The organism is Streptomyces sp. V4I8, from assembly GCF_041261225.1.
In the GTDB taxonomy this organism is placed as follows: Bacteria; Actinomycetota; Actinomycetes; order Streptomycetales; family Streptomycetaceae; genus Streptomyces.
In genome coordinates this window covers 8,581,270-8,605,198 of record NZ_JBGCCN010000001.1, presented here as the reverse complement: position 1 = coordinate 8,605,198, position 23,929 = coordinate 8,581,270, and the positions used below count along the sequence as shown (strand labels likewise).

18 protein-coding genes, 1 tRNA gene and 2 pseudogenes are annotated in these 23,929 nt (G+C 70.1%); 7 read left to right on the top strand and 14 right to left on the bottom strand.

What is annotated here, in order from left to right; translation table 11 throughout:
* Nucleotides 1–19: 19 nt before the first annotated feature.
* The 4 genes and pseudogenes from fusA to ABIE67_RS38990 form a co-directional block, all read right to left on the bottom strand.
* Nucleotides 20–2,068: an elongation factor G gene (fusA, locus tag ABIE67_RS39005; RefSeq protein ID WP_370266287.1), complete on the bottom strand. Its 2,049-nt coding sequence runs from the start codon at nucleotides 2,066–2,068 to the stop codon at nucleotides 20–22.
* A gap of 147 nt (nucleotides 2,069–2,215) precedes the next feature.
* The gene (locus ABIE67_RS39000) at nucleotides 2,216–2,368 is read right to left on the bottom strand and encodes a hypothetical protein (RefSeq protein WP_370266286.1); all 153 of its coding nucleotides are present in this window, start codon (nucleotides 2,366–2,368) and stop codon (nucleotides 2,216–2,218) included.
* Between the two features lie 106 nt (nucleotides 2,369–2,474).
* Nucleotides 2,475–2,674: pseudogene (locus ABIE67_RS38995) on the bottom strand (ferredoxin).
* 31 nt (nucleotides 2,675–2,705) lie between these two features.
* Entirely contained in the window at nucleotides 2,706–3,923 is a 1,218-nt protein-coding gene (locus ABIE67_RS38990) for a cytochrome P450 (protein WP_370266285.1), read from the bottom strand.
* 147 nt (nucleotides 3,924–4,070) lie between these two features.
* On the opposite strand from ABIE67_RS38990, the gene ABIE67_RS38985 reads away from it, so the two are divergent.
* Nucleotides 4,071–4,502, top strand: a complete 432-nt coding sequence (locus ABIE67_RS38985; protein ID WP_370266284.1) for a MarR family winged helix-turn-helix transcriptional regulator — start codon at nucleotides 4,071–4,073, stop codon at nucleotides 4,500–4,502.
* Between the two features lie 15 nt (nucleotides 4,503–4,517).
* Here ABIE67_RS38985 and ABIE67_RS38980 read toward each other — a convergent pair whose 3' ends face one another.
* Nucleotides 4,518–5,132 (bottom strand): TetR/AcrR family transcriptional regulator, encoded by a 615-nt coding sequence (locus ABIE67_RS38980; RefSeq protein WP_370266283.1) that lies wholly within the window; start codon nucleotides 5,130–5,132, stop codon nucleotides 4,518–4,520.
* Between the two features lie 95 nt (nucleotides 5,133–5,227).
* On the opposite strand from ABIE67_RS38980, the gene ABIE67_RS38975 reads away from it, so the two are divergent.
* Entirely contained in the window at nucleotides 5,228–6,055 is an 828-nt protein-coding gene (locus tag ABIE67_RS38975; protein WP_370266282.1) for an SDR family oxidoreductase, read from the top strand.
* A 114-nt stretch (nucleotides 6,056–6,169) separates the two neighbouring features.
* On the opposite strand, the gene ABIE67_RS38970 is transcribed toward ABIE67_RS38975, so the two are convergent.
* From ABIE67_RS38970 to sucC, 4 genes are all read right to left on the bottom strand, one after another.
* A tRNA-Leu gene (locus ABIE67_RS38970) sits at nucleotides 6,170–6,254 on the bottom strand.
* Between the two features lie 178 nt (nucleotides 6,255–6,432).
* Nucleotides 6,433–7,974 (bottom strand): aldehyde dehydrogenase family protein, encoded by a 1,542-nt coding sequence (locus ABIE67_RS38965; protein WP_370266281.1) that lies wholly within the window; start codon nucleotides 7,972–7,974, stop codon nucleotides 6,433–6,435.
* A gap of 174 nt (nucleotides 7,975–8,148) precedes the next feature.
* Nucleotides 8,149–9,033 carry a succinate--CoA ligase subunit alpha gene (sucD, locus tag ABIE67_RS38960; protein WP_370266279.1) on the bottom strand — a complete coding sequence of 295 codons (885 nt, stop codon included), beginning with the start codon at nucleotides 9,031–9,033 and terminating at the stop codon, nucleotides 8,149–8,151.
* Between the two features lie 14 nt (nucleotides 9,034–9,047).
* Nucleotides 9,048–10,181 (bottom strand): ADP-forming succinate--CoA ligase subunit beta, encoded by a 1,134-nt coding sequence (gene sucC / locus ABIE67_RS38955; protein ID WP_370266278.1) that lies wholly within the window; start codon nucleotides 10,179–10,181, stop codon nucleotides 9,048–9,050.
* Between the two features lie 145 nt (nucleotides 10,182–10,326).
* On the opposite strand from sucC, the gene ABIE67_RS38950 reads away from it, so the two are divergent.
* From ABIE67_RS38950 to ABIE67_RS38930, 5 genes are all read left to right on the top strand, one after another.
* On the top strand, nucleotides 10,327–12,009 hold the full coding sequence (locus ABIE67_RS38950; protein ID WP_370266276.1) for a thiamine pyrophosphate-binding protein: 1,683 nt from the start codon (nucleotides 10,327–10,329) through the stop codon (nucleotides 12,007–12,009).
* A 10-nt stretch (nucleotides 12,010–12,019) separates the two neighbouring features.
* The gene (gene frc / locus ABIE67_RS38945) at nucleotides 12,020–13,261 is read left to right on the top strand and encodes a formyl-CoA transferase (protein ID WP_370266275.1); all 1,242 of its coding nucleotides are present in this window, start codon (nucleotides 12,020–12,022) and stop codon (nucleotides 13,259–13,261) included.
* A gap of 4 nt (nucleotides 13,262–13,265) precedes the next feature.
* Nucleotides 13,266–15,410, top strand: coding sequence for an acetate--CoA ligase family protein (locus ABIE67_RS38940; protein WP_370266273.1), 2,145 nt, complete (start codon nucleotides 13,266–13,268; stop codon nucleotides 15,408–15,410).
* A gap of 123 nt (nucleotides 15,411–15,533) precedes the next feature.
* A complete protein-coding gene (locus tag ABIE67_RS38935; protein WP_370266271.1) occupies nucleotides 15,534–16,922 on the top strand; it encodes an OFA family MFS transporter in 1,389 nt (462 codons plus the stop codon).
* Between the two features lies 1 nt (nucleotide 16,923).
* Nucleotides 16,924–18,315, top strand: coding sequence for an OFA family MFS transporter (locus ABIE67_RS38930; protein ID WP_370266270.1), 1,392 nt, complete (start codon nucleotides 16,924–16,926; stop codon nucleotides 18,313–18,315).
* A 64-nt stretch (nucleotides 18,316–18,379) separates the two neighbouring features.
* Here ABIE67_RS38930 and ABIE67_RS38925 read toward each other — a convergent pair whose 3' ends face one another.
* The 5 genes and pseudogenes from ABIE67_RS38925 to ABIE67_RS38905 form a co-directional block, all read right to left on the bottom strand.
* Entirely contained in the window at nucleotides 18,380–19,441 is a 1,062-nt protein-coding gene (locus ABIE67_RS38925; protein WP_370266269.1) for a sugar phosphate isomerase/epimerase family protein, read from the bottom strand.
* An 83-nt stretch (nucleotides 19,442–19,524) separates the two neighbouring features.
* On the bottom strand, nucleotides 19,525–20,904 hold the full coding sequence (locus ABIE67_RS38920) for an alkaline phosphatase family protein (RefSeq protein ID WP_370269364.1): 1,380 nt from the start codon (nucleotides 20,902–20,904) through the stop codon (nucleotides 19,525–19,527).
* Between the two features lie 80 nt (nucleotides 20,905–20,984).
* The gene (gene eboE, locus ABIE67_RS38915) at nucleotides 20,985–22,154 is read right to left on the bottom strand and encodes a metabolite traffic protein EboE (RefSeq protein WP_370266268.1); all 1,170 of its coding nucleotides are present in this window, start codon (nucleotides 22,152–22,154) and stop codon (nucleotides 20,985–20,987) included.
* 3 nt (nucleotides 22,155–22,157) lie between these two features.
* Nucleotides 22,158–23,081 (bottom strand): TatD family hydrolase, encoded by a 924-nt coding sequence (locus tag ABIE67_RS38910; RefSeq protein ID WP_370266267.1) that lies wholly within the window; start codon nucleotides 23,079–23,081, stop codon nucleotides 22,158–22,160.
* Nucleotides 23,081–23,766: pseudogene (locus tag ABIE67_RS38905) on the bottom strand (EboA domain-containing protein); the annotation flags it as partial. The pseudogene ABIE67_RS38905 and the gene ABIE67_RS38910, both read right to left, overlap by 1 nt.
* Nucleotides 23,767–23,929: the final 163 nt, after the last annotated feature.

The following is a 23,929-nucleotide window of genomic DNA, read 5'->3' as shown; positions in this document are numbered from 1 at the left end:
GGTGGGGCCGCCCCGTCGGTCACCGGGCCGGCGCCGTGACGGGCGCCGGCGCATAGCCGGTGGGCCGGGCCGTGAACGTGCCGCGGCCCTGCGTCCGGCTGCGCAACCGCGTCGCGTAGCCGAACAGCTCGGCCAGCGGCACGGTCGCCGTGACGACCGCCGCGCCCGCCCGGGTGACGGAGCCCGAGACCCGGCCGCGCCGAGCCGCCAGGTCGCCGAGGACTCCGCCGACGGCGTCCTCCGGCACGGTGACCGTGACCTCGACGACCGGCTCCAGGAGGACCATCGCGCAGGCGCGCAGGGCATCGCGGAGGCCGAGTCGGCCGGCGGTGCGGAACGCCGTGTCGGAGGAGTCCTTCACATGGGTCGACCCGTCGGTGAGCGTGACGCGCAGTCCGGTCACCGGGTGACCGCCGAGCGGGCCCTCGGCGAGGGCGTCCCGGCAGCCGGCCTCCACGGCACGGACGTACTCCTGCGGCACCCGACCGCCGACGACGGCCGAGCGGAACTCGAAGCCGGACTCCGTCTCCAGAGGCTCGACGTCGAGGACGACATGGGCGAACTGCCCTGCCCCGCCGTCCTGTTTGACGTGCCGGAAGACGAAGCCGGACACCCCTCGGCCGACCGTCTCGCGGTAGGCCACACGGGGGCGGCCGACGTTGACGTCCAGCCCGAGGTCCCGCCGGATCTTCTCCACCGCGACCTCCAGATGCAGTTCGCCCATGCCGGACAGCACCGTCTGGCCGGTCTCGGCGTCGGTCCGGACGACCAGCGACGGGTCCTCGTCCACCAGCCGTGCCAGCGCGGCTGCCAGCCGGTCGGTGTCGGTGGACCTGCGCGCCTCGACCGCCACGGACACCACCGGGTCGGCCACACCGGGCGGTTCGAGGACGAGCGGGGCGTCCGGTGCGCAGAGGGTGGATCCCGCGCGGGCCGACTTCAGGCCGACCACCGCCACGATGTCCCCGGCGACCGCCCGGTCCACGTGGGCGTGCCGGTCGGCCTGGACCCGCAGGATCCGCCCGATCCGCTCGGTGCGCCGCGTGCCCGCGTCGAACACGACGCCTCCCTTCTCGATCGTTCCCGAGTACACCCGCAGGTAGGTCAACCGCCCGGTCGAGGTCGCGCTCACCTTGAACGCCAGCGCCGCGAACGGCGCCGACGGATCGGCGGGCCGCTCCTCCTCCACGTCGTCGCGCAGGCCGCGTACGGCCGGTACGTCCAGCGGCGAGGGCAGATACGCCACGACCGCGTCGAGCAGCGGCTCGACACCGCGGTTGCGGTACGCCGAGCCGCACAGCACGACCAGCCCGTCACCACTGCGCGTCAGCTCGCGCAGGGCGGCGACCAGGGTCTCCGGCGAGAGCGCCGACCGCGCGCAGAACTCCTCCAGCGCACCGGCATGCAGCTCGGCCACCGCCTTCTCCAACAGCCGCCGACGCCGCCACGCCTCCTCCCGCATTCCCTCGGGCACTTGTTCCTCTACGGCCGTGTCGGCGCCGTCGGCCCACACCAGCGCCCGCATCCGTACGAGGTCGACGACGCCGCGGAACCCGTCCTCTGCGCCGATGGGCAACTGCACGACCAGCGGCGCCGGATGCAGCCGTTCCCGGATCGAGGCGACCGCCGTGTCGAGGTCGGCCCCGGCACGGTCCAGCTTGTTGACGAAGGCGATCCTCGGCACACCGTGCCGATCGGCCTGCCGCCACACCGACTCGCTCTGCGGCTCGACGCCCGCGACGGCGTCGAAGACCGCGACCGCGCCGTCCAGGACACGCAGCGAACGCTCCACCTCGTCTGCGAAGTCGACGTGCCCGGGCGTGTCGATGAGGTTGATCCGGTGACCGTCCCAGGCGCAGCTGACGGCCGCGGCGAAGATGGTGATGCCGCGATCGCGTTCCTGCGGGTCGAAGTCGGTGACGGTCGTGCCGTCGTGGACCTCGCCCCGCTTGTGGGTGGTCCCGGTGGCGTACAGGATCCGCTCGGTGACGGTGGTCTTGCCGGCGTCGACGTGGGCGAGGATGCCCAGGTTGCGGACGACGGCGAGGGTGTTGAGGTTGGTGCGCACGGCCCTTGGCCTTTCGGATGATCCGGTTGATCCAGAACGAAAAGGGTCAGCGCGATTCCCGGACGTGTTGCGTGCACGCACGTGAGCACGACCTGCCGCCCGATCAGGATCGGGAGGAGACAGGGGTGTTGACGTGTTCGGGCGCTCTCAGATGCTCGTCACGGGCATCCGGTGCCGGCCGCGCAGCGGGCACCGGGAGGACCAGGACACGAGGATCACGTCGTACCGGGAAGGGGAGACGTGCTGGGAGGGGCAGGCGTACCGGAAGGGGGAGACGACGACGGCGGTGCGGTCACACACGGCCCGGCTCCCCTCGACTCGTCACGGTGACGCGCCGCTGATGGATGCGCGGCGCGTTGCTGCGTGGTGAGTGTAGGGAGCCGGGCGGGGTCGAAGCAGCTGATTTTCAGTGGTCGTCGTCGATCGTGATGGCCGAGGCGGGGCAGACCGCGGCAGCCTCGCGTACAGCTGCGTGCAGGTCGGCGGCGGGGCTCGGTTCGAGGAGCGTGACCATCCCGTCCTCGTCACACTGGTCGAAGACCTCGGATGCGACCAGTACACACTGGCCGGCGCCGCAGCAGCGGCTCAGTCCACGTGGACTTTCACGGCTGTTGCCTACCTTCCGACGAGGGAGCCGTCACCACCGCACGGGCACGGTGCGCAACCCGCCGACGAGAAGGCCCTCCACCCGCTTCAAGTCATCGACGGGTACGCCCAGTCGAAGGTTCGGCAGCTTGCGGAGGAGGACCTCCAGGGTGACCTGGAGTTCGGTGCGGGCCAGGCTCTGCCCGAGGCAGGAATGCGGTCCGGCGCCGAAGGTGAGATGGGGGTTCGGGGACCGGGACAGCACCATGTCGTCCGCGTCGGTGAAGACCCGCTCGTCCCGGTTGGCGGCGGGCATGCTGCACACGACGGTGGTGCCGCTCGGCAGCAGCTCGCCGTCGCCCTCCACGTCCTCGGTGAGGTAACGCCGGATGCCGAAGCCGAGGTTGGCGTCGAAGCGCAGCGCCTCGTCGACCGCGGTACGCACCAGGGAGGGGTCGGCGAGCAGGCGCTCCCACCGGGTGCGGTCGGCGAGCAGCATGGCGACCATCTTGCCGATCATGTTCGCGGTGGTCTCGTGCCCGGCGACCAGGAGCCCCATGGCGGTGCCGAGCAGCTCGTCGTCGGTCAGCCCCCGGCCCTCGCCCTCGCTCTCCCGGATCACCATGCTGATCAGGTCCTCGCCGGGCTCGGCGCGCGTGGCGGCGATGTGCTCGGACATGTACTCGGCGAATTCGGCGTACGCCGCCCGGGTCTGGTCACCGGTGCAGCGGCTGACGTTGAGGAAGGCGTCGGACCAGTGCGAGAAGCAGTCCCGGTCGGTGGCGGAGACGCCCAGGATGTCGCAGATGACGTAGACGGGCAGCGGGAAGCCGAGGCCGGCCTTGAGGTCGGCGGGCTGCCCGCGGCGGACCATGTCGTCGACGAGGCCCTCGGCGGTCCGCACCATGCCGGGGCGCAGGGCCGTCATGCGCTTGGCGGTGAAGTACTTGCCCACCTGCCGTCGCCACCGCAGGTGCGGCTCACCCCGGTCGGGCAGGGCCAGGGTCGTGCTTCCGTCGGCGGCGGGACCACCGGCTCCTTCGGGGGCGATCCGGGCGGCGCCCACGTCCTCGGCGGTCGGGCGGACGAAACGGGCGTCGGACAGCAGGGCTTTGACGTGGTCGTACCGGGTCAGATAGGTCGCCTTGTCGCCGCTGGGGAGTTCAACGGTGGTCACCGGGCACCGGCGGCGCAGTCGCTCCCATTCGGCCGGCGGCTCCAAGGGGTTGTCGCTGGGCAGCGGCAGCCGAAGAAGCTCGTTCTCGCGCATCTGGCATCACCTTGCATGGGACGTGGGGACCCGCTGACGTGGGGACCTGGGGACTTGGCCGTACGGCCGGGAAGGAGAGCGGCTTGGGCGCCCGAGAGGCCGCGGAACGCATCGAGCGAGGCTGCTGATCCTCACCCGGCACAGGAGATGCGCGCACCCCGGGGGCCACGCGGCGGGGACCCGCTGGACCAGAGCGCCTACGTTCTCCTCACCAGGCTGGAGACCCAGGGCCCGATGTCCATCCCGGACTTCGTCGAGGCCTTCGGACTCGCCGCGTCGACGTTCACCCGCCAGACCTCGGCCCTCCTGCGCAACGGCCTGGTGGAGCGGACACTCGACCCGGCCGGCGGAGTGGCCCGCAAGTTCCGCATCACCGAGGAGGGCCTCAGGCTCCTCTCGGAACAACGCGAGGGAATCGTCACCAGCCTGTCCACCGTGGTGGCCGACTGGACTCCCGAGCGCCTGGACCGGTTCATCGCCGACCTACGGCAGTTCCACACCGACATCGAACGGATCACTGGGCGGCCCTGGCCGAGGGGTGCGGGCGATTCGGACGGCTTGGACGACGAGGACGGCTGACAGCCGACAGCCGGTTCAGGCCCCGCCGGGGGTGGCGCGAAGCCCGCCGAGGAGGATGTCGACCAGCGCGGCGGCCCGTCGCTCCGAGGCTGCGGCGTTTCCGGTCAGGAGCTGGTAGAGCAGAGCACCGGTGACGGCGTCGGCGACGGCGTCGAGGTCCGCGTCGGCCCGCACCTGACCGGCGTCCACAGCGCGACGCAGCCGCTCCACGAGTGCCTCGTGCCGGGGGCCGGTGAGCTGCTGGTAGAGGACCTCGGCGTCACGCGGATTCTCCGCCGCGGCAGCGGTCAGGGCCAGTACGAGAGGGGTGTGGCGGGGGTCCGCGGCCAGGACGGCGTAGCCGCGCAGCCACTCACGGAGGTCGTCCTCGATGTCGCCGGTGTCGGGCAGGCCGACGCCGTGTCCGGGCGCAGCGGTCAGGAAACCGTGGTTGACCGCTTCGGCGACGAGGACACCCTTGGAGGGCCAACGCCGGTACACGGTCGGCTTGCCGACGCCGGTCCGCGCGGCCACCCCTTCCATGGACAGCCCCGCGTAGCCGTGCTCGACGAGCAACTCCCGCGTTGCTTCGAGGATGGCCCGGTCAGCGGTCGCATTGCGGGGCCGCCCTCGTCGACGTACCTCTGCCATGCCCCCATCGTAGAGGCTGGGTATTGCATTCAATTACGGAACGGTCCGTAATGTATTGAGCTCCAAGCAGGGCACCATATGGAGGAGGGCACCACATGAGCGTCGACACTCTGGTCGTCATCGGTGTGGGCGGAATGGGACAGAGCATCGCCCGGCGTCAGGGTGCGGGCAAGAAGGTCCTGCTCGCCGACTTCGACGAGAGGATACTGAGCACCGCGGCCGAGGCGCTGCGCGGCGAGGGATACGACGTCGTGACCTCCCGCGTCGATGTCTCCTCCCGTGCCTCGGTGGCCGACCTCGCCGAACGGGCGGCGGGACTCGGCAAGGTCACCGAGGTCGTCCACACGGCGGGACTCTCCCCGGTGCAGGCGCCCGTCGACGCGATCCTCGCGGTCGACCTACTCGGCGTGGCGCTGACCCTGGAGGAGTTCGGGCGGGTCGTCGCCCAGGGCGGGGCCGGCGTCGTCCTCTCCAGCATGGCCGGTCATCTGACCGCTCCCCTCGATGCCGAGCAGGAGCGGGCTCTCGCCCACACCCCCGCCGACGAACTGCTCGATCTGCCGTTCCTCGCCCAGGTGACCTCCGGCGCCGCCGGCTACGGCCTCGCCAAACGCGCCAACCACCTGCGCGTCCAGGCGGCCGCGGTGACGTGGGGCAGGCGCGGGGCCCGGATCAACTCGATCAGTCCCGGCGTCATCTCCACTCCCATGGGGCAGCAGGAACTGGCGGGCGACAGCGGCACCGCCATGCGCGCGATGATCGACGCCTCCGCCGCCGGACGGCTGGGCACACCGGCCGACATCGCCGCCGCGGCCGCGTTCTTGCTCGGCCCGGACTCGGCCTTCGTCAGCGGCACCGACCTTCTCGTCGACGGCGGTGTCGTCGCGGCCCTGCACGCCGGCCGACCGAACCGCGCCGCCTGACCAGGACCCCGGTGCCTGACCGGACCACAGTGCCTGACCGACGCCCCCCGGCGCCACAAAACAGCTCATGCGGGCCGAGGAAACCCTCGACCCGCATGAACCAGAAACAATCTGTGTCCGAGGGGGGACTTGAACCCCCACGCCCGATAAAGGGCACTAGCACCTCAAGCTAGCGCGTCTGCCATTCCGCCACCCGGACTAGGTGTCTGCCGCCTTGCCGGGGGTGTTCCCCTCGGCGACGTGGACAACAATACCAAGGTTTCGGAGTGCCTTTCACCTGCATATCCGTGCGCCGGAGGGTCACCGCGGGCCGTGCGGCGGGGTGAGGTCGACAGCACGCCGGTGGCACCCACGCGGGGCGGGCGCCACCAGCCCCGTCATGGCATGAGGTGGTAGTCCGGGAAGTTCCCGGGCAGCCGCTCCCCCGCCGGCCCCAGGGTCACCGCGCGCACGAGCAGCTCGCCGCCGACGAACGCCCCGCGCCAGGACGCGCCGAAGCCGCCGAACAGCTCGTCGCGGTCGCCACGGGAGCGTGGCTTGCCACGGCCGACCTTGAACGCCCGGATCTGGGGGGCCAGGCGGTCGTACGTCTCCCGGTCGTCCGTGGACAGGGTGGCGACGAGCGCGCCGTTGGACGCGTTCATCGCCGCCAGCAGCTCCGCCTCGGTGTCGACCAGGACAATGGTGTCGACCGGGCCGAACGGCTCCGCGTGGTGGAGCGGCGAAGACGGGGGCGGGTTCAGCAGCGTGACCGGCTGAACGTACGCCGACGTGTCCTGGCCGGGCAGGAAGCGAGCGTCCGACAGGCTGCCCCGGTGCAGCGGGACGGCGCCGCGGTCGACGGCCTCCGCGACCTGGTCGTGGAGTTCCTTCGCCTTGGCCGCGTTGATCACCGGACCGAAGTCCAGCTGCGGGCAGGGGTCCTCCTCCTTCTCGACCGCCAGCGGATGCCCGACCCTGAGCCTGCGCACCGCCGGGAGGTACGCCGCCAGGAACTCGTCGAACAGCTCACGCTGGACGACGAAGCGCGGGTACGCCGTGCAGCGTTGTTTGCCGTAGTCGAAGAGCTTGGGTACGACCGCTGTGAGCGCGTCCCAGTCCGTGTAGTTCCAGATGCCCCAGGTGTTGAGTCCCTCCTGTTCGAGTACGTGCCGTTTGCCGAGGTCGGCGACTGCCGTGGCCACCGCGGCGCCGGTGTCGCGGCCGCCGACGAAGGAGACGCAGCCGATCTCGGGCGCCCGCACCAGCGCCTCCGACAGCTCGCCTCCGCTGCCGCTGACGAGGGTGACGGGAATCCCCTCGCGGGCGGCGAGCGCGCAGGCCAGGGTCAGGCAGGCGACACCGCCATCGGTCGGGGTCTTGGCGATGACCGCGTTGCCTGCCAATGCCTGTACCAACACTGCGTGAACGAGCACGCTCATGGGGTAGTTCCAGCTCGCCACGTTCGATACCGGGCCGTCCAGTGGGGCACGGCCCGCGACCATCGGTTCGATGCCGTCGACGTACCAGCGCACGCCGTCGATGGCCCGGTCGACGTCCGCCTGCGCGAGTCGCCACGGCTTGCCGATCTCCCAGACGAGGAGCAGGGCGAGCAGGTTCCGGTGCTGGGTAAGGGCGTCGAGCGTGGCCGCGACACGGGCGCGGCGCTCATCCAGCGGGATGTGCCGCCACGCGCGGTGCTGGTCGAGCGAGGCGCGTACGGCCTGGTGGGCGGTGGCCCGGTCCAGGCGCGGCGGGCCGGCGATCGGGGTGCCGTCGACGGGGCTGGTGGCGGGCAGCGGTCGGCCGTCCGCCTGCCAGGTGGAGTTCCAGAGGTTGAGGACACGGTCGTCCCGGAAGGCCTCCGGGGCGACGGTGAGGCATCGCTGCCAGGCGTCGGTCCAGGAGGTGCCTGATTTGAGGGTGAGGTTGGTTGCCATCGGGTCTCCGCTCTCGGTGCACAGTCGGGGGCGGTCGTACATGGCGCATGAACGTGGCGGACGTACGCGGCGGACGTACATGGCGCATGAACGCGGGGGACGTACAAGGCTGGGGCGGGTGTCGGCGAGGGGCGGCCACTCGTGAAACCGATCTCGCCTCCGCCATGCGCGACGTCACACCTCGACGCCCAGGCGGTCCAGCACCAGCCGTGCGGTCTCGGTGGGCGTGCCGCCGACCCGTACCCCTACCGCCTCCAGCGCTTCCTTCTTCGCCGCCGCGGTGCCGGACGAGCCGGACACGATCGCGCCCGCGTGGCCCATGGTCTTGCCCTCGGGGGCGGTGAAGCCGGCGATGTAGCCGACGACGGGCTTGGTGACGTGGTCTCGGATGTACGCGGCCGCGCGTTCCTCCGCGTCGCCGCCGATCTCTCCGATGAGGACGACGAGTTCGGTGTCGGGGTCGTCCTGGAAGGCGGCCAGGCAGTCGATGTGGGTCGTGCCGACGACCGGGTCGCCGCCGATGCCGACGCAGGTCGAGAAGCCGATGTCGCGGAGTTCGTACATGAGTTGGTAGGTGAGTGTGCCGGACTTGGAGACCAGGCCGATGCGGCCGGGCTTGGTGATGTCGGGCGGGATGATGCCCGCGTTGGACTGGCCGGGGGTGATCAGGCCGGGGCAGTTGGGGCCGATGACGCGGGTGCCCTTGGTCTTCGCGTACGAGGTGAAGGCGACGGAGTCGTGGACCGGGATGCCCTCCGTGATCACGACGGCGAGTCCGATGCCGGCGTCGGCGGCCTCGACGACGGCCGCCCTGGCGAAGGCGGGCGGCACGAAGACCACGGTCGCGTCGGCGCCGGTCGCGCGGATGCCGTCGGCGACCGAGCCGAAGACGGGGACGGCCCGGTCGTCGAAGTCGACGGTCCGACCCGCCTTGCGCGGGTTGACGCCGCCGACGACGTTCGTGCCCGCGGCGAGCATGCGCCGGGTGTGCTTCATGCCCTCGCCGCCGGTCATGCCCTGGACGAGGACCTTGCTCTCCTTGGTGAGGTAGATGGCCATGTCGTCATGTCTCCTCAGGCTGTGGCGGCGGCGAGTCGGGCGGCCCGCTGGGCGGCGCCGTCCATGGTGGTGGCCTGCTGGACCAGCGGGTGGGCGCGGTCGTCGAGGATGGCGCGCCCCCGGGCGGCGTTGTTGCCGTCGAGGCGTACGACGAGCGGCTTGGTCAACTGGACGCTGTCCAGGGCCTGCACGATGCCGTCGGCGACCGCGTCGCACGCGGTGATCCCGCCGAAGACGTTGACGAAGACCGATTTCACGGCCGGGTCGGAGAGGATGACGGAGAGGCCGTCGGCCATGATCCGGGCCGACGCTCCGCCGCCGATGTCGAGGAAGTTGGCGGGACGGGCGCCGCAGCCCGCTACGACGTCGAGGGTCGACATGACGAGTCCGGCGCCGTTGCCGATGATGCCGACCTCGCCGTCGAGCTTGACGTAGTTGAGGCCCTTGGCGGCGGCCGCCGCCTCCAGCGCGTCGTCGTGCTCGACACCGTCGGCGCCCCAACGTGCCTGCCGGAAGCGGGCGTTGTCGTCGAGGGTGACCTTGCCGTCGAGGGCGAGGATCTGTCCCTGCGCGGTGCGCACGAGCGGGTTCACCTCGACCAGGAGGGCGTCCTCACGGACCAGCACCTCCCAGAGCCGGACGAGCACGTCGACGGTCTGCGGCGGCAGTCCGGCCGCCTCGGCGATCTCGCCCGCCTTCGCGGAGGTGACGCCCTCGGCGGGGTCGATGGCGATGCGGGCCACGGCCTCGGGTCGGGTGGCGGCCACCTCCTCGATCTCCATGCCGCCTTCGGCCGAGGCGATGGCGAGGAAGACGCCCGCCGCGCGGTCGAGTACATAGGACACGTAGAACTCGGTCTCGATGTCCACGGGTTGGGCCAGCATCACCTTGCCGACGGTGTGGCCCTTGATGTCCATGCCGAGGATCTGGCGTGCCGTGATCTCGGCGGCCGCGGGGTCCGCGGCGAGCTTCACGCCGCCCGCCTTGCCCCGGCCACCGACCTTGACCTGCGCCTTTACCACGACCCGGCCGCCGAGTCGGCGTGCGATCTCGCGGGCTTCCTTGGGTGAGTCCGTCACCTCTGCCCTCGGCACCAAGATGCCGTGTTCCTCGAAGAGTTCCCTTGCCTGGTGTTCGTACAGGTCCATTCCGGCTCCTGACTCAAAAGTGCCGCACGCCCCCTGGACACCACCCACCGGATGCGGGATAACAAGGTTCATACAGTATTCGTCGACTGTATGCAATGTACCGCGAGAGCCGTTCCAACCCCCTACGAAGGGACAGGACTTCGCCATGCCCGACGACACCCAGGACGTCATTTCCGGTGGTCATCTCGTTGCCAAGGCGCTGAAGGCCGAGGGGGTCGACCGCATCTACACCCTGTGCGGCGGCCACATCATCGACATCTACGACGGCTGCGTCGACGAGGGCATCGAGGTCGTCGACGTCCGTCACGAGCAGGTCGCCGCCCATGCCGCCGACGGTTACGCCCGCATCACCGGCAAGCCCGGCTGCGCGGTCGTCACCGCGGGTCCCGGCACCACCGACGCCGTCACCGGTGTCGCCAACGCCTTCCGCGCCGAGTCCCCGATGCTGCTCATCGGCGGCCAGGGCGCCCTCACCCAGCACAAGATGGGGTCCCTCCAGGACCTGCCGCACGTCGACATGATGACGCCGATCACCAAGTTCGCGGCGGCCGTGCCGGACACGGCGCGCGCGGCGGACATGGTGTCGATGGCGTTCCGCGAGTGCTACCACGGCGCGCCCGGGCCCTCCTTCCTGGAGATCCCGCGCGACGTCCTCGACGCCAAGGTGCCGGTGAGCAAGGCGCGCGTGCCCAAGGAGGGCGCCTACCGTGCCTCCACCCGCTCGGCCGGCGACCCCGAGGCCATCGAGAAGCTCGCCGACCTGCTGGTCCACGCCGAGAAGCCGGCCATCCTGCTCGGCAGCCAGGTGTGGACGACACGCGGCACCGAGGCGGCCATCGACCTCGTCCGCACCCTCAACATCCCCGCCTACATGAACGGCGCCGGCCGCGGCACGCTCCCGCCCGGCGACCCGCACCACTTCCAGCTGTCACGCCGGTACGCCTTCTCCAACGCCGATGTCATCGTCATCGTCGGCACGCCCTTCGACTTCCGCATGGGCTACGGCAAGCGGCTGTCGCCGGACGCGACCGTCGTGCAGATCGACCTCGACTACCGCACCGTCGGCAAGAACCGCGACATCGACCTCGGGATCGTGGGCGACGCCGGGCTGGTGCTGAAGTCGGTGACCGAGGCCGCCTCCGGACGCGTCAACGGCGGTGCGTCCAAGCGCAAGGAGTGGCTCGACGAGCTGCGCGCGGCCGAGCAGACCGCCCTGGAGAAGCGGCTGCCGAGCCTGAGGTCGGACGCCTCACCGATCCACCCGTACCGGCTGGTCAGCGAGATCAACGACTTCCTCACCGAGGACTCGATCTACATCGGCGACGGCGGCGACATCGTCACCTTCTCCGGTCAGGTCGTGCAGCCCAAGTCGCCCGGGCACTGGATGGACCCGGGCCCCCTCGGCACGCTCGGCGTCGGGGTGCCGTTCGTGCTCGCGGCCAAACAGGCGCGACCGGACAAGGAGGTCGTCGCGCTGTTCGGCGACGGCGCGTTCTCCCTCACCGGCTGGGACTTCGAGACTCTCGTCCGCTACGACCTCCCCTTCGTCGGCATCGTCGGCAACAACTCCTCCATGAACCAGATCCGCTACGGCCAGGCCCAGAAGTACGGCCTGGAGCGCGAGCGGGTCGGCAACACCCTCGGCGACGTCCACTACGACAAGTTCGCGCAGATGCTGGGCGGTTACGGCGAGGAGGTCCGTGACCCCGCCGACATCGGCCCCGCGCTGCGGCGCGCCCGCGAGTCCGGGAAGCCGTCGCTGATCAACGTCTGGGTCGACCCCGACGCGTACGCCCCCGGAACCATGAACCAGACCATGTACAAGTGAGGAGGCCTTCATGACTGGTACGTCGACCAAGGCTCTCGAAGGCATCCGCGTCCTGGACATGACCCATGTCCAGTCCGGTCCCTCCGCCACCCAACTGCTCGCCTGGCTCGGCGCTGACGTCGTCAAGCTGGAGGCGCCGACCGGTGACATCACGCGCAAGCAGTTGCGCGACGTCCCCGACGTCGACTCGCTCTATTTCACGATGCTCAACTGCAACAAGCGGAGCATCACCCTCAACACCAAGACCGAGCGCGGCAAGGAGATCCTCACCGAGCTGATCCGGCGTTCCGACGTCATGGTCGAGAACTTCGGACCGGGCGCGGTCGACCGGATGGGCTTCACCTGGGACCGCATCCAGGAGATCAATCCGCGTATCGTCTATGCCTCCATCAAGGGGTTCGGTGACGGCCCGTACACCAACTTCAAGGCGTACGAGGTCGTCGCGCAGGCCATGGGCGGGTCGATGTCGACCACCGGTTTCGAGGACGGGCCGCCGCTGGCGACCGGAGCCCAGATCGGCGACTCGGGGACGGGTGTGCACGCCGTCGCGGGGATTCTCGCGGCGCTGTTCCAGCGCGAGAACACCGGGCGTGGGCAGCGGGTCAACGTGGCCATGCAGCACGCTGTACTCAACCTGTGCCGGGTGAAGCTGAGGGACCAGCAACGCCTGGCACATGGGCCGCTTGCTGAATATCCGAACGAGGACTTCGGCACGGAAGTTCCCCGCTCGGGAAACGCGTCCGGCGGCGGTCAGCCCGGCTGGGCGGTCAGGTGCGCGCCGGGCGGCCCGAACGACTACGTATACGTCATCGTGCAGCCCGTCGGCTGGCAGCCGATCAGCGAGCTCATCGGCCGGCCCGAACTCGCCGACGACCCCGAGTGGGCGACGCCGGAGGCGCGGCTGCCCAAGCTCAACAAGATGTTCCAGCTGATCGAGGAGTGGTCCTCGACCCTGCCCAAGTGGGAGGTGCTGGAGCGGCTCAACGCCCACAACATCCCGTGCGGACCGATCCTGTCGACCAAGGAGATCATCGAGGACTCCTCGCTGGTCGCCAACGAGATGGTCGTCACCGTGCCGCACCCTGAGCGGGGCGAGTTCGTGACCGTCGGCAGCCCGCTCAAGCTCTCCGACTCCCCCGTCGAGGTGTCCAGTTCACCGCTGCTCGGCCAGCACAACGAAGAGGTCTACATCGGCGAGCTCGGCCTCGGTGACGAGGAGCTGCGCCTGCTCAAGTCGAACGGAGTGATCTGACGTGATGGCCGAAGACCGCGTCCTGAGGGTGCGGACGCTCCTCGACTCCGTGCGGACGGAGGGACGCACGGCGCTGACCGCGCCCGAGGGCAAGGTGATCGCCGACGCGTACGGGATCGCCGTACCGGGCGAGGAGCTCGCCACCGACGTCGACGAGGCGGTGGCGTACGCGGCGCGCTTCGGCGGGCCCGTGGTGATGAAGATCGTCTCGCCGGACATCCTCCACAAGACCGACGCGGGCGGCGTGATCGTCGGCGTCGAGGGGGCGACGGACGTACGGGCCGCGTTCCACAAGATCGTCGACAACGCGCGCGCGTACGACGCGGATGCCCGTATCGAGGGCGTACAGGTGCAGGAACTCCTCCCACGGGGGCAGGAGGTCATCGTCGGCGCGGTCACCGACCCGACGTTCGGCAAGGTCGTGGCCTTCGGGCTCGGCGGGGTGCTGGTCGAGGTCCTCAAGGACGTCACCTTCCGGCTCGCTCCCGTGACCGCCGACGAGGCACTGTCCATGCTGGACTCCATCCGGGCGGCGGAGATCCTGCACGGGGTGCGCGGCCAGGCCGCCGTGGACCGGTGGGCGATCGCCGAGCAGATCCGGCGGGTCTCGCAGCTGGTCGCGGACTTCCCGGAGATCGCGGAGGTGGACCTCAACCCGGTCATCGCGACCGCGGAGGGGGCCGTGGCGGCGGACATCCGAGTGATCCTCGCCGAAGCTCCGGCGAAGCAGCGACGCCGCTACTCGCGCGAGGAGATCCTCACCTCCATGCGCCGGTTGATGCAGCCGTCATCGGTCGCCGTCATCGGGGCCTCCAACGAGCAGGGCAAGATCGGCAATTCGGTCATGCGCAACCTCATCGACGGTGGTTTCGCCGGGGACATCCATCCGGTGAACCCCAAGGCCGATGACATTCTGGGCCGCAAGGCGTACAAGAGTGTCACGGACGTTCCCGGTGAGGTGGATGTGGCGGTCTTCGCGATCCCCGCCAAGTTCGTGGCCTCGGCCCTGGAGGAGGTGGGACGCAAGGGGATCCCCAACGCCGTGTTGATCCCCTCCGGGTTCGCGGAGACCGGTGAGCACGAACTCCAGGAGGAGATCGTGGCCATCGCCGAGCGGCACGGCGTGCGGCTGCTCGGGCCGAACATCTACGGCTACTACTCGACGTGGCAGGACCTATGCGCCACGTTCTGCACGCCGTACGACGTCAAGGGCGGGGTGGCGCTGACCTCGCAGTCCGGCGGTATCGGGATGGCCATCCTGGGCTTCGCGCGGACCACGAAGACGGGCGTGTCGGCGATCGTGGGCCTCGGCAACAAGTCGGACCTGGACGAGGACGACCTGCTGACCTGGTTCGGTGAGGACCCGCACACCGACTGCATCGCCATGCATCTGGAGGACCTCAAGGACGGGCGCGCCTTCGTCGAGGCAGCGCGGGCGACCGTACCGAAGAAGCCGGTCGTGGTGCTGAAGGCGGGACGTACGGCGGCGGGCGCGAAGGCCGCAGGCTCGCACACCGGAGCCCTCGCCGGCGACGACGCCGTGTACGAGGACATCCTCAAGCAGGCCGGTGTTATCCGGGCGCCCGGGCTGAACGAAATGCTCGAGTACGCGCGCGCGTTGCCGGTGCTTCCCACTCCCAAGGGCGACAACGTCGTGATCATCACGGGGGCCGGCGGCAGCGGCGTGCTGCTGTCGGATGCCGTGACCGACAACGGCCTGTCCCTGATGGAGATCCCGCCGGACCTGGACGAGGCGTTCCGGAAGTTCATCCCGCCCTTCGGGGCCGCGGGCAACCCGGTGGACATCACGGGCGGCGAGCCGCCGTCGACGTACGAGGCGACGATCCGGCTCGGCCTGGAGGACCCGCGCATCCACTCGCTCGTCCTGGGCTACTGGCACACGATCGTGACTCCCCCGATGGTCTTCGCGGAGCTCACCGCGCGCGTGGTGGCCGAGTTCCGTGAGCGGGGCATAGAGAAGCCCGTCGTCGCGTCGCTCGCGGGTGACGTCGAGGTCGAGGAGGCCTGCCAGTACCTGTACGAGCGGGGGGTCGTGGCGTACCCGTACACGACGGAGAAGCCGGTGGCCGTGCTCGGCGCGAAGTACCGGTGGGCGCGGGCCGCGGGGTTGTTGGGGGGCGGTTCATGAGGTGAGGGCAGCGGGGGGGCCGGCCGACGGTGCGCGTCGGCCGGCCCCGGGACCCGCGCGCGCACGAAAGGCATTGGACAGGGGGCGCTGGCCAGAACTTTCGACGCAAGGGGTGCAACCAACGTGACAACCACCGACGTTCCACGGGTCACCGCCTATCGCGAGGTGACCGACAAGAACGGACGCGTCTACCGCATCGGCGAGTCCGACATCGACATCATGGGGCGCAAGCGCAAGTGGATGGTGATCCTGCCCTGGATCGGCATGATGGGCATCTCCTCCGCCGAGTACGCGTTCGCGTCCGCCGAGGACACCCTCCACACTGCGCACCACTGGGCCAGTGCGCACATCTTCTGGATGATGACGGTCTGGGTGTTCTTCCAGGCCGCGGTGGCCTTTCCCGCCGGCAAGCTGCGCGAGTCCGGCAAGCTGCCGGCCCGTTTCGCCATGATGCTGGGTGCGGCGGGCACACTGGTGGGCTACCTCTCGCTGGCCTACGCACCGCATGTCGTCGTCGCATACATCGGCTTCAGTATGTTCAGCGGCATGGGCGCCGGCATGGTCTACGCCACCTGCGTCAACATGGTCGGCAAGTGGTATCCGGAGCGCAAGGGCGGCAAGACCGGATTCGTCAACGGCGGCTTCGCCTACGGCTCGGTGCCCTTCGTCTTCCTCTTCACCGGCTACATGGACCTGACCAACTTCCGCTGGGTGCTGGTCTCGGTCGGCCTCTTCCTCGCCACCATGGTGGGAGTGGCCGGCTTCTTCTTCAAGGACCCGCCGAAGAACTGGTGGCCCGCGGCGGTCGACCCGCTCAACCCTCCCAAGGACCCGCGCGCTGCCCGTTCGCTGCGGATGAACCCGCCGGCCGTGCGCCAGTACACCCCGCGCGAGGCCTGGAAGACCGGGCGGGTGGCCCTGATGTGGTTCTGTCTGGCGTGCACGTCCGGCGTGAACATCTTCGGTATCGCCTTCCAGGTGGACATCGGTGAGGAGGCCGGATTCGCGGGCGGCATCGTCGCGACGGCCATGTCGCTGAAGGCGGTCGTCAACGGTACCGGCCGCGGCGTGATCGGCTGGCTCTCCGACCTCTACGGACGCAAGCGGTGCCTGCTCGCCGTGTGCGTCATCCTGGGCCTCGCCCAGTACGGCATCCTCTGGTCGGCCGAGAGCAAGAACCTCACCCTGTTCCTGATCTTCTCCGCGATCTCCGGCTTCGGCGGCGGCGCCATCTTCCCGATGTTCGCGGCCCTGACCGCCGACTACTTCGGCGAGAACAACAACGCGTCCAACTACGGCATGGTCTACAGCGCCAAGCTCGTCTCCGGTCTGGGCGCGGGCATGGGTGCCGTGGTCGTCAGCGCCTGGGGTCACTCCGGCGCCTTCATCCTGGCGGGCTCGATCTCGCTCTTCGCCGGCTGCGTGGCGCTGTTCCTCAGCCCGCCGGGACGCGACAAGGAAACGAGCCGCATCTCTCCCAACCCGCAACCGCTCGGCGAGGACATGGCCTGACATGACGGCAGATCCGTACGCAGCAAGCAGTTCGTCCGCACACTCCGACGCCGCACACCGTCCCTACCGCGAGGTCACCGACGCGCGCGGGCGCGTCTACCGCGTCGGCGAGACCGACCGGGACCTCCTCGGCCACTCGCGCAAGATCATGGTGTACCTCCCGTGGATCGCCATGATGGCCATCAGCATCTTCGAATACGCGTACGGCTCCGCGGAGGACACCCTGTCCCACGCGCACGGCTGGACGCAGAGCAACACCTTCTGGATCCTCAGCGTCTGGGTGTTCTTCCAGGCCGGCGTCGCCTTCCCGGCGGGCTGGCTGCGCGAGAAGGGCATCCTGACGGCCCGCAGGGCCATGTACCTGGGCTCGGGCATGTGCCTGCTGGGGTTCCTCGCTCTCTCGCACCTGAACAACGTCCTGCTGGCGATTCTCGGCTTCGGTGTCATCGGCGGCATCGGCGCCGGCCTGGTCTACGCGACCTGCATCAACATGGTCGGCAAGTGGTTCCCGGAACGCCGCGGGGCCCGGACCGGGTTCGTCAACGGCGGGTTCGCGTACGGATCGCTGCCGTTCATCTTCATCTTCAACTACGGGTTCGACACCGCGAACTACCACCGGGTGCTGGACCTGATCGGCTGCTACATCATGATCGTCGTCTTCGGATGCGCGTTCTTCTTCAAGGACCCACCGAAGAACTGGTGGCCCGCGGACGCCGATCCGCTGTCGTTCTCGGGCGACCGGAAGAACGCGGTCAGCCTGGCCAGGAACCCTCCTGCGGTGAAGCAGTACACGCCCCGGGAGGCGATCAGGACGGGCATGCTGCCCCTGATGTGGCTGTCCGTCGTGCTGACCGCCGGGGTGTCGATCTTCGGCATCTCCTTCCAGGTCGACTACGCCAAGGAGGTCGGCTTCGGCCCGCTGGTCGCGGCGTCGTCGATGGGTGTGATGGCGGTCATCAACGGCGTCGGCCGCGGTGTCGTGGGCTGGCTGTCCGACCGCTGGGGCCGTAAGTCGACGCTGGTGTCCGTGATCGTCGTCCTGGGTCTCGCCCAATTCGGAGTGATCTGGGCCGGAGACCTCCGGAGCGAATGGCTGTTCCTGTTCTTCGCCTTCCTCTCCGGCTTCGGCGGCGGCGCCTTCTACCCGCTGTTCGCGGCGCTCACCCCGGACTACTTCGGGGAGAACCACAACGCGACCAACTACGGCCTGGTCTACAGCGGCAAGCTGATCAGCGGCCTGTTCGGTGGCGGTCTCGGCTCCATGGTCGTCGCGGCCTGGGGATATGACGGCGCGTACGCGCTGGCCGGCGGCGTGTCGCTCGTGGCGGCGGCGATCGCGTTGCTGCTGCGGCAGCCGGGGCGGAGCGTGGCGGTTCCGCACCCTGCGCGCTGACAGGCCGCGCACATGAGGAGGCCCTCCCCGATCCGGGGGAGGGCCTCTCACGTCGGTACGGCCGTCAGCAGCCCTTCTCCCGCAGCGAGTGCAGGTGCTCACTCGAACGGCGTGCGAACGTGAACGACTCGGTCGGGTTGTCGTGTTCCGCCTGCCAGTGGTGGGCGAACCGCTGTCCGCGCAGCTTCGTCACAGCGGAGATGAACCGCTGGTAGTCGATGTCGCCGTCGCCGACGTCGACCATGTCGTAGCCGTACTGGTTGGTCGGGTCACTCACGCCGTCCTTGACGTGGAAGAGCGGGTAGCGGTGCGGCTGCTTGAGGACGTAGTCCAGCGGCTCGAAGGGGGCGGCCGATCCGTCGGGCCGCTTCGAGAAGCGGAACTGGCCCGAGTACGCCCAGAAGATGTCCATCTCCAGGTAGACGAGGTCGGGGTCGGTCTCGGCGAGCAGCACGTCGTAGAGGCGGACCTTGGGGTTGTCGGTGGCGAAGGAGAACTCCTCGGAGTGGTTGTGCTGGTAGAACTTCATGCCGCGTGCCTTGGCCGCCGCGCCGTAGGTGTTGAACTCCTCCGCGGCCCGCTTCCAGGCGTCGACGGTAGAGCCGTAGCGGAACGGCCCCGAGGCCGTGCCGATGTGCTTCAGGCCGAGGGCCTGGGCGTCGTCGAGGACCTTGGTGAGGTTCTGGGCGAAGGTGTAGGCGCCGGGGTCGTTGGAGTAGTAGCCGACGTGGCTGCCGATCGGGTTCAGGCCGTGGTTCCGGGCCAGCCGCTTGAGCTGGGCGAGGGTGATCGGGCCTGCCGAGCCCTGGGTGTATCCGGCGAACTCCACCTCGTCGTAGCCGTACTTCGCCAACTCGGCGAAGACGGGGGCGAAGCCGAGCGTGGAGACCTTGTCGCGCAGGCTGTAGAGCTGGATGCCGAGGCGGCCGGGCGGGAGCACGGGGCGGCCTCGGCCGGCGCCGCGGGAGGCCGCGTCGGTAGTGGGCGCGGTGCCGGGGGCGGCGGTCGCGGGGGCTGCGGCGGCGCCCAGCAGGGCGGCGGCCGTGGTGCCGGCAGCGACGCCGAGCATGCCTCGTCTGGTGAGGCGGTGGGTGAGTTCGGGATCCGTCTGGGAAAAGCGGCTCATGCCTGGAACTCCCTGTGATCGAAGGCCGTTGTCAGTGGTGAGTGCTTCACTTGTGATCGGTCGGAACTGAGCGGGCTGACCACTCAGCCGAGACCGGCGAGTCGGAGCAGAAGTGACTTCACATCGGTGGCCGCGACGCGGTCGCCGACAGCGCGGGGGGTGGAGCAAATGAGGAGCGGACCTTCGTCGTCGCTCTCGGGGATGCGGCCATGGCTGCCGCGAATAGGTGACGGATCCAGGGGCACGACCGCCATGCGGTAGCGCATGCCGAGTTTCTTGCGGGCGAGCGCGGTCGCCGCCTTGACCTTGACGTAGGGGTCGAGGGGATCCATGAAGAGTTCGACCGGGTCGTAGCCGGGTTTGCGGTGGATCTCGACGAGTCGCGCGAAGTCGGGCGCGTGGGCGTCGTCGAGCCAGTAGTAGTACGTGAACCAGGCATCCGGCTCCGCGATGGCGACGAGCTCGCCGGAGCGCGGGTGGTCGAGATGGTGGTCCTTCTTGCCCTCGTCGTGGAGGAGTTGATCGATGCCGGGGAGTCCGTCCAGGGCTGCCCGGGTAGCGTCGAGGTCCTCCGGTCGGCGTACGTAGACGTGGGCGATCTGGTGGTCGGCGACCGCGAAGGCGCGTGACGCCATCGGGTCGAGGTACTCCATGCCGTCCTGGGTGTGTACTTCGAGCAGGCCCGCCCGCCTCAGGGCGCGGTTGATGTCGACGGGGCGGCTCACGCGGGTGATGCCGTACTCGGACAGCGCGACGACGGTACGGCCCTCTGCGCGCGCGTCATCCAGCAGCGGGGCCATGGCGGCGTCCAGGTCGGCGGCCGCTTTCAGTGAGCGTGGGTCGTCGGGGCCGAAGCGTTGCAGGTCGTAGTCGAGGTGAGGGAGGTAGCACAGGGTCAGGTCGGGGTGCCGCGTGCGGATGATGTGGCGGGTCGCGTCGATGATCCAGCGGCTGGAGACGAGGTCGGCGCCGGGGCCCCAGAAGTGGAAGAGCGGGAACGTGCCGAGTTTCGCGGTGAGTTCGTCGTGCAGGGCGGGCGGCCGCGTGTAGCAGTCGGGGTCCTTGCGGCCGTCGGAGTAGTAGATCGGGCGGGGGGTGACGGTGATGTCGGTGTCTGCGCCCATGGCGTACCACCAGCAGATATTGGCGACCGTGTAGCCGGGATGGGCACGGCGCGCGGCGTCCCACAGCTTGTCGCCGGCGACCAGTCTGTTGTGCTGGCGCCACAGGAGTACGTCGCCGAGGTCGCGGAAGTACCAGCCGTTGCCGACGATGCCGTGCTCCGACGGGTGGGCGCCGGTCAGGAACGTGGACTGGGCGGCGCAGGTGACGGCCGGTAGGACGGTGCCGAGCGGCGCGTGGGAGCCGGACTGGGCGAGTCTCTTGAGGTGGGGCATGTGGTCGAGGAGACGGGGGGTGAGGCCGACGACGTCGAGGACGAGGAGAGGGGTGGGGCGGCGCATGACGGTCGCGTCAGGTCGGGGTGCCGGGGTCTCGACCGGGACTGCTGGGACTGCCGAGATCGTCGGGTCCGGTGGCTCGGTCATGGCAGCTCCTTGAGTCCGAGGTCGGTCAACAGGTCGCGGGCGAGGGTGAGTTCGGCGGCGATGCCGTCGGCGAGGTGGCTGCGGGCGCGGGGTCGCAGTTCGGCCGGTAGCGCCTGCCAGGTGTAGGTCTCGACCTCGAGGTGGCGGGTGAGCGGGTGCGGGCCGCCGACGAGTCGGGCCAGTGCGGCCCTGAGGACGGGGAGCGTGGAGGTGAGTGGCGCGGCGGGGGCCGCGTGGAGCGGGACGTGGAAGTGGGCCCGCCAGGGCGAGGCGTCGGGCAGGGCGTCGCCCTTGAGCGCCTCGCCGAGGTCGTCGGTGCCACGCAGGCCGGCGGCGGTGGCGGTGCGGGTCTGGTGCAGGAAGCGGGGTTCGTCGAAGGCGGCGAGGGCCTCGCGGACATCGGGGAGATGGGGGTGTTCGGCATGCAGGGCTGCTGAGAGCTGGGACTTGATGACGGGGACGTGGGCTTGGGCGAGGGCGTCCAGGGCGGTGTGCGGATCTTCGAAGGAGGTGGCGAGGTGACAGGTGTCGACACAGACGCCGACGCGGTCGTGGCCGATCGCGGCGAGTGGGGCGATGGCGTCGCCGGTGGTCTCGACGATGCAGCCGGGTTCGGGTTCGAGGCCGACGCGGATGTCGCGGCCGGTCAACTCCGCCAGGGCGTCGAGGCGTTCGGCGAGGGTGAGCAGAGCGGCGTGGGCCGTCTCGGCGCTGCGCTCGTCGTGGGCGGTGCGCCAGGCGAGGGGCAGGGTGGAGATGCTGCCCTCGGTGACATCGTCGGGGAGGAGGCCTGCGAGGACGCGCGCCAGGGCGGTGGTGTGGTCGAGGCGTTCGGGGTCGGCCCAGTCCGGTTTGTAGACGCGGTACTTGACCTCTTCGGCCCCGAAGCCCTCATAGGGGAAGCCGTTGAGGGTGACGACCTCGAGGCCGCGCCGGTCGAGTTCGGTGCGCAGACCGCGCAGGGCCGACGGGTCGGTGACGAGGGCGTGGGCAGCGTCCTTGGCAAGCCACAGGCCGATGCCGAGGCGGTCGCGGCCGAGCCGTCTGCGGACGGGTTCGCAGTGGTCGCGGAGTTGGGCGAGGACGCCGTCGAGGGTCTCGGCCGGGTGGACGTTGGTGCAGTAGGCGAGGTGGACGGTGGAGCCGTCGGGGTGGCGGAAGCGCATGGCTCACGCTCCCGGAACGGGGGCGGCGGTCGGGTCCTCCCGCTCTCCCGGTGCGCCGGCCGGTCCCTCCTCGGGGTCCTTCGGGGCGCCACGGAGGATGGAGTTGCCCTCGTGGGTCGCCTCCGGGGTCGCGACGTCGAGGGTGAGGCGGTCGCTGAGTCCATAGAAGGCGACAGGGTTGCGCCACAGCAGTCGGTCGACGTCGTCCTCGCCGAAGCCTTCGGCGAGCATCAGGTCGGCGACCTTGCGGGTCTTCAGGGGATCGCTCCGGCCCCAGTCCGCGGCGGAGTTGACCAGCACCTGCTCGGGACCGTACTCGCGGAGGATCGCGACCATCCGCTCCTCGTCCATCTTCGTATCGGGATAGACGGAGAAGCCGAGCCAGCAGCCGCTGCCCTTGGCCTCCTTGACCGTCGTCTCGTTGAGGTGGTCGACCAGGACGCGGTCCGGGGGCAGTGCCGACTCCCGGACGACGTCGAGGGTGCGACGCAGACCCGCCAGCTTGTCGCGGTGCGGGGTGTGGACGAGTGCGGGAAGTTCGTGGGCGGCGGCGAGCTGGAGCTGGGCGGCCAGGGCGGTGTCCTCGGCCGGGGTCATCGAGTCGTAGCCGATCTCACCGACGGCGACGACCTGGTCCTTGACGAGATAGCGAGGCAGTTCCTCCAGGACCGGCACGCAGCGTGGGTCGTTCGCCTCCTTGGGGTTGAGGGCGAGCGTGCAGTGGTGGGCGATGCCGTACTGGGCGGCACGGAAGGGCTCCCAGCCGACCAGGGAGTCGAAGTAGTCGAGGAAGGAGGCGGGAGAGGTGCGGGGCTGGCCCAGCCAGAAGGAGGGCTCGACGACGGCTCGGACGCCGGCGGCGTACATGGCCTCGTAGTCGTCGGTGGTGCGCGACGTCATGTGGATGTGGGGGTCGAAGAGGCGCATCAGGACTCCTTGCCGTCGGTGCCGCGGCGGCCGAGCGTGGCGGCGGGCGCGGGTGGGGTGGCCGTGGGGTCGGTCAAGGTCAGGACGCGGTGCAGGTCTTCGGGTACGGGACGGCCGGCGGCGATGCGTTCGGCGGCGTAGTCGCCGAGCATGCGGGCGAGTTCGGCGTCGCGGTGGGCGCGGCGGTCCAGGTCGGCCACGGTGTCTACGTGGACACCGGTGAACAGGCACTTGAGGACGGCGTGCCGCCACTGGTGAGGGTCGAGGTGCCGGGCGGAGTAGGGGCCGACGGCGGCGGCGAGGAGCCGGGTGTCGTTGGTGCGCAGGGCGTCCTCTACGAGCGGAAGGGCTTCCGGGCCGGGGACCAGATGGGGCAGTGCGTGCAGGACGGCGCGGCGTTCGGCGGCGGTGCCCTGGAAGTAGACCCGGGCGAGGGCGTCCACGTCGGCGCGAGCCGCGTGCAGGATGAGGACGCGGGCGGCATCCGCATACTCGGGGCCACAGCGGCGACCGGCCTCGGCGATCCGCAACTCCCAGACGGAGATGGGTCCATGGGTGCCGGGGTTCGCGGCGGCCTCGTCGAGGGCCCGACGCAGCCAGGCGCGGGGGCTGAGTCGAGGTGGGCGGTGAGGTGGGCGCGGAGGTCGGCGGGTGGGGTGAGGGCGAGGGGGGTGCCTGGGGTGTCGGAAGGGTTCGGGGCATCTGCGTGGCCTTGGGCGGTCGGTCTGCCCTCGGTGCCGCCGCGGGGATCGGCGCCGGCTCTGGCCCCGGCGTCGCCTCGGCCCTCCTTGCTCGCTCGGCCCTCGGTACCGGCCCGCCCTGCGGCGACCTCTCTGCCGTCGGCGTCG

Bases quoted from the DNA above. Each gene is read 5' to 3' on its own strand.
- sucD (WP_370266279.1), bottom strand. From the start codon at position 9,033: ATGGCCATCTACCTCACCAAGGAGAGCAAGGTCCTCGTCCAGGGCATG.
- ABIE67_RS38930 (WP_370266270.1), top strand. From the start codon at position 16,924: ATGACGGCAGATCCGTACGCAGCAAGCAGTTCGTCCGCACACTCCGAC.
- ABIE67_RS38985 (WP_370266284.1), top strand. From the start codon at position 4,071: ATGCGCGCACCCCGGGGGCCACGCGGCGGGGACCCGCTGGACCAGAGC.
- sucC (WP_370266278.1), bottom strand. From the start codon at position 10,181: ATGGACCTGTACGAACACCAGGCAAGGGAACTCTTCGAGGAACACGGC.
- ABIE67_RS38965 (WP_370266281.1), bottom strand. From the start codon at position 7,974: ATGGCAACCAACCTCACCCTCAAATCAGGCACCTCCTGGACCGACGCC.
- ABIE67_RS38940 (WP_370266273.1), top strand. From the start codon at position 13,266: ATGGCCGAAGACCGCGTCCTGAGGGTGCGGACGCTCCTCGACTCCGTG.
- ABIE67_RS38910 (WP_370266267.1), bottom strand. From the start codon at position 23,081: ATGCGCCTCTTCGACCCCCACATCCACATGACGTCGCGCACCACCGAC.
- ABIE67_RS38925 (WP_370266269.1), bottom strand. From the start codon at position 19,441: ATGAGCCGCTTTTCCCAGACGGATCCCGAACTCACCCACCGCCTCACC.
- ABIE67_RS38950 (WP_370266276.1), top strand. From the start codon at position 10,327: ATGCCCGACGACACCCAGGACGTCATTTCCGGTGGTCATCTCGTTGCC.
- ABIE67_RS38980 (WP_370266283.1), bottom strand. From the start codon at position 5,132: ATGGCAGAGGTACGTCGACGAGGGCGGCCCCGCAATGCGACCGCTGAC.
- ABIE67_RS38975 (WP_370266282.1), top strand. From the start codon at position 5,228: ATGAGCGTCGACACTCTGGTCGTCATCGGTGTGGGCGGAATGGGACAG.
- ABIE67_RS38990 (WP_370266285.1), bottom strand. From the start codon at position 3,923: ATGCGCGAGAACGAGCTTCTTCGGCTGCCGCTGCCCAGCGACAACCCC.
- ABIE67_RS38920 (WP_370269364.1), bottom strand. From the start codon at position 20,904: ATGCGCCGCCCCACCCCTCTCCTCGTCCTCGACGTCGTCGGCCTCACC.
- eboE (WP_370266268.1), bottom strand. From the start codon at position 22,154: ATGCGCTTCCGCCACCCCGACGGCTCCACCGTCCACCTCGCCTACTGC.
- frc (WP_370266275.1), top strand. From the start codon at position 12,020: ATGACTGGTACGTCGACCAAGGCTCTCGAAGGCATCCGCGTCCTGGAC.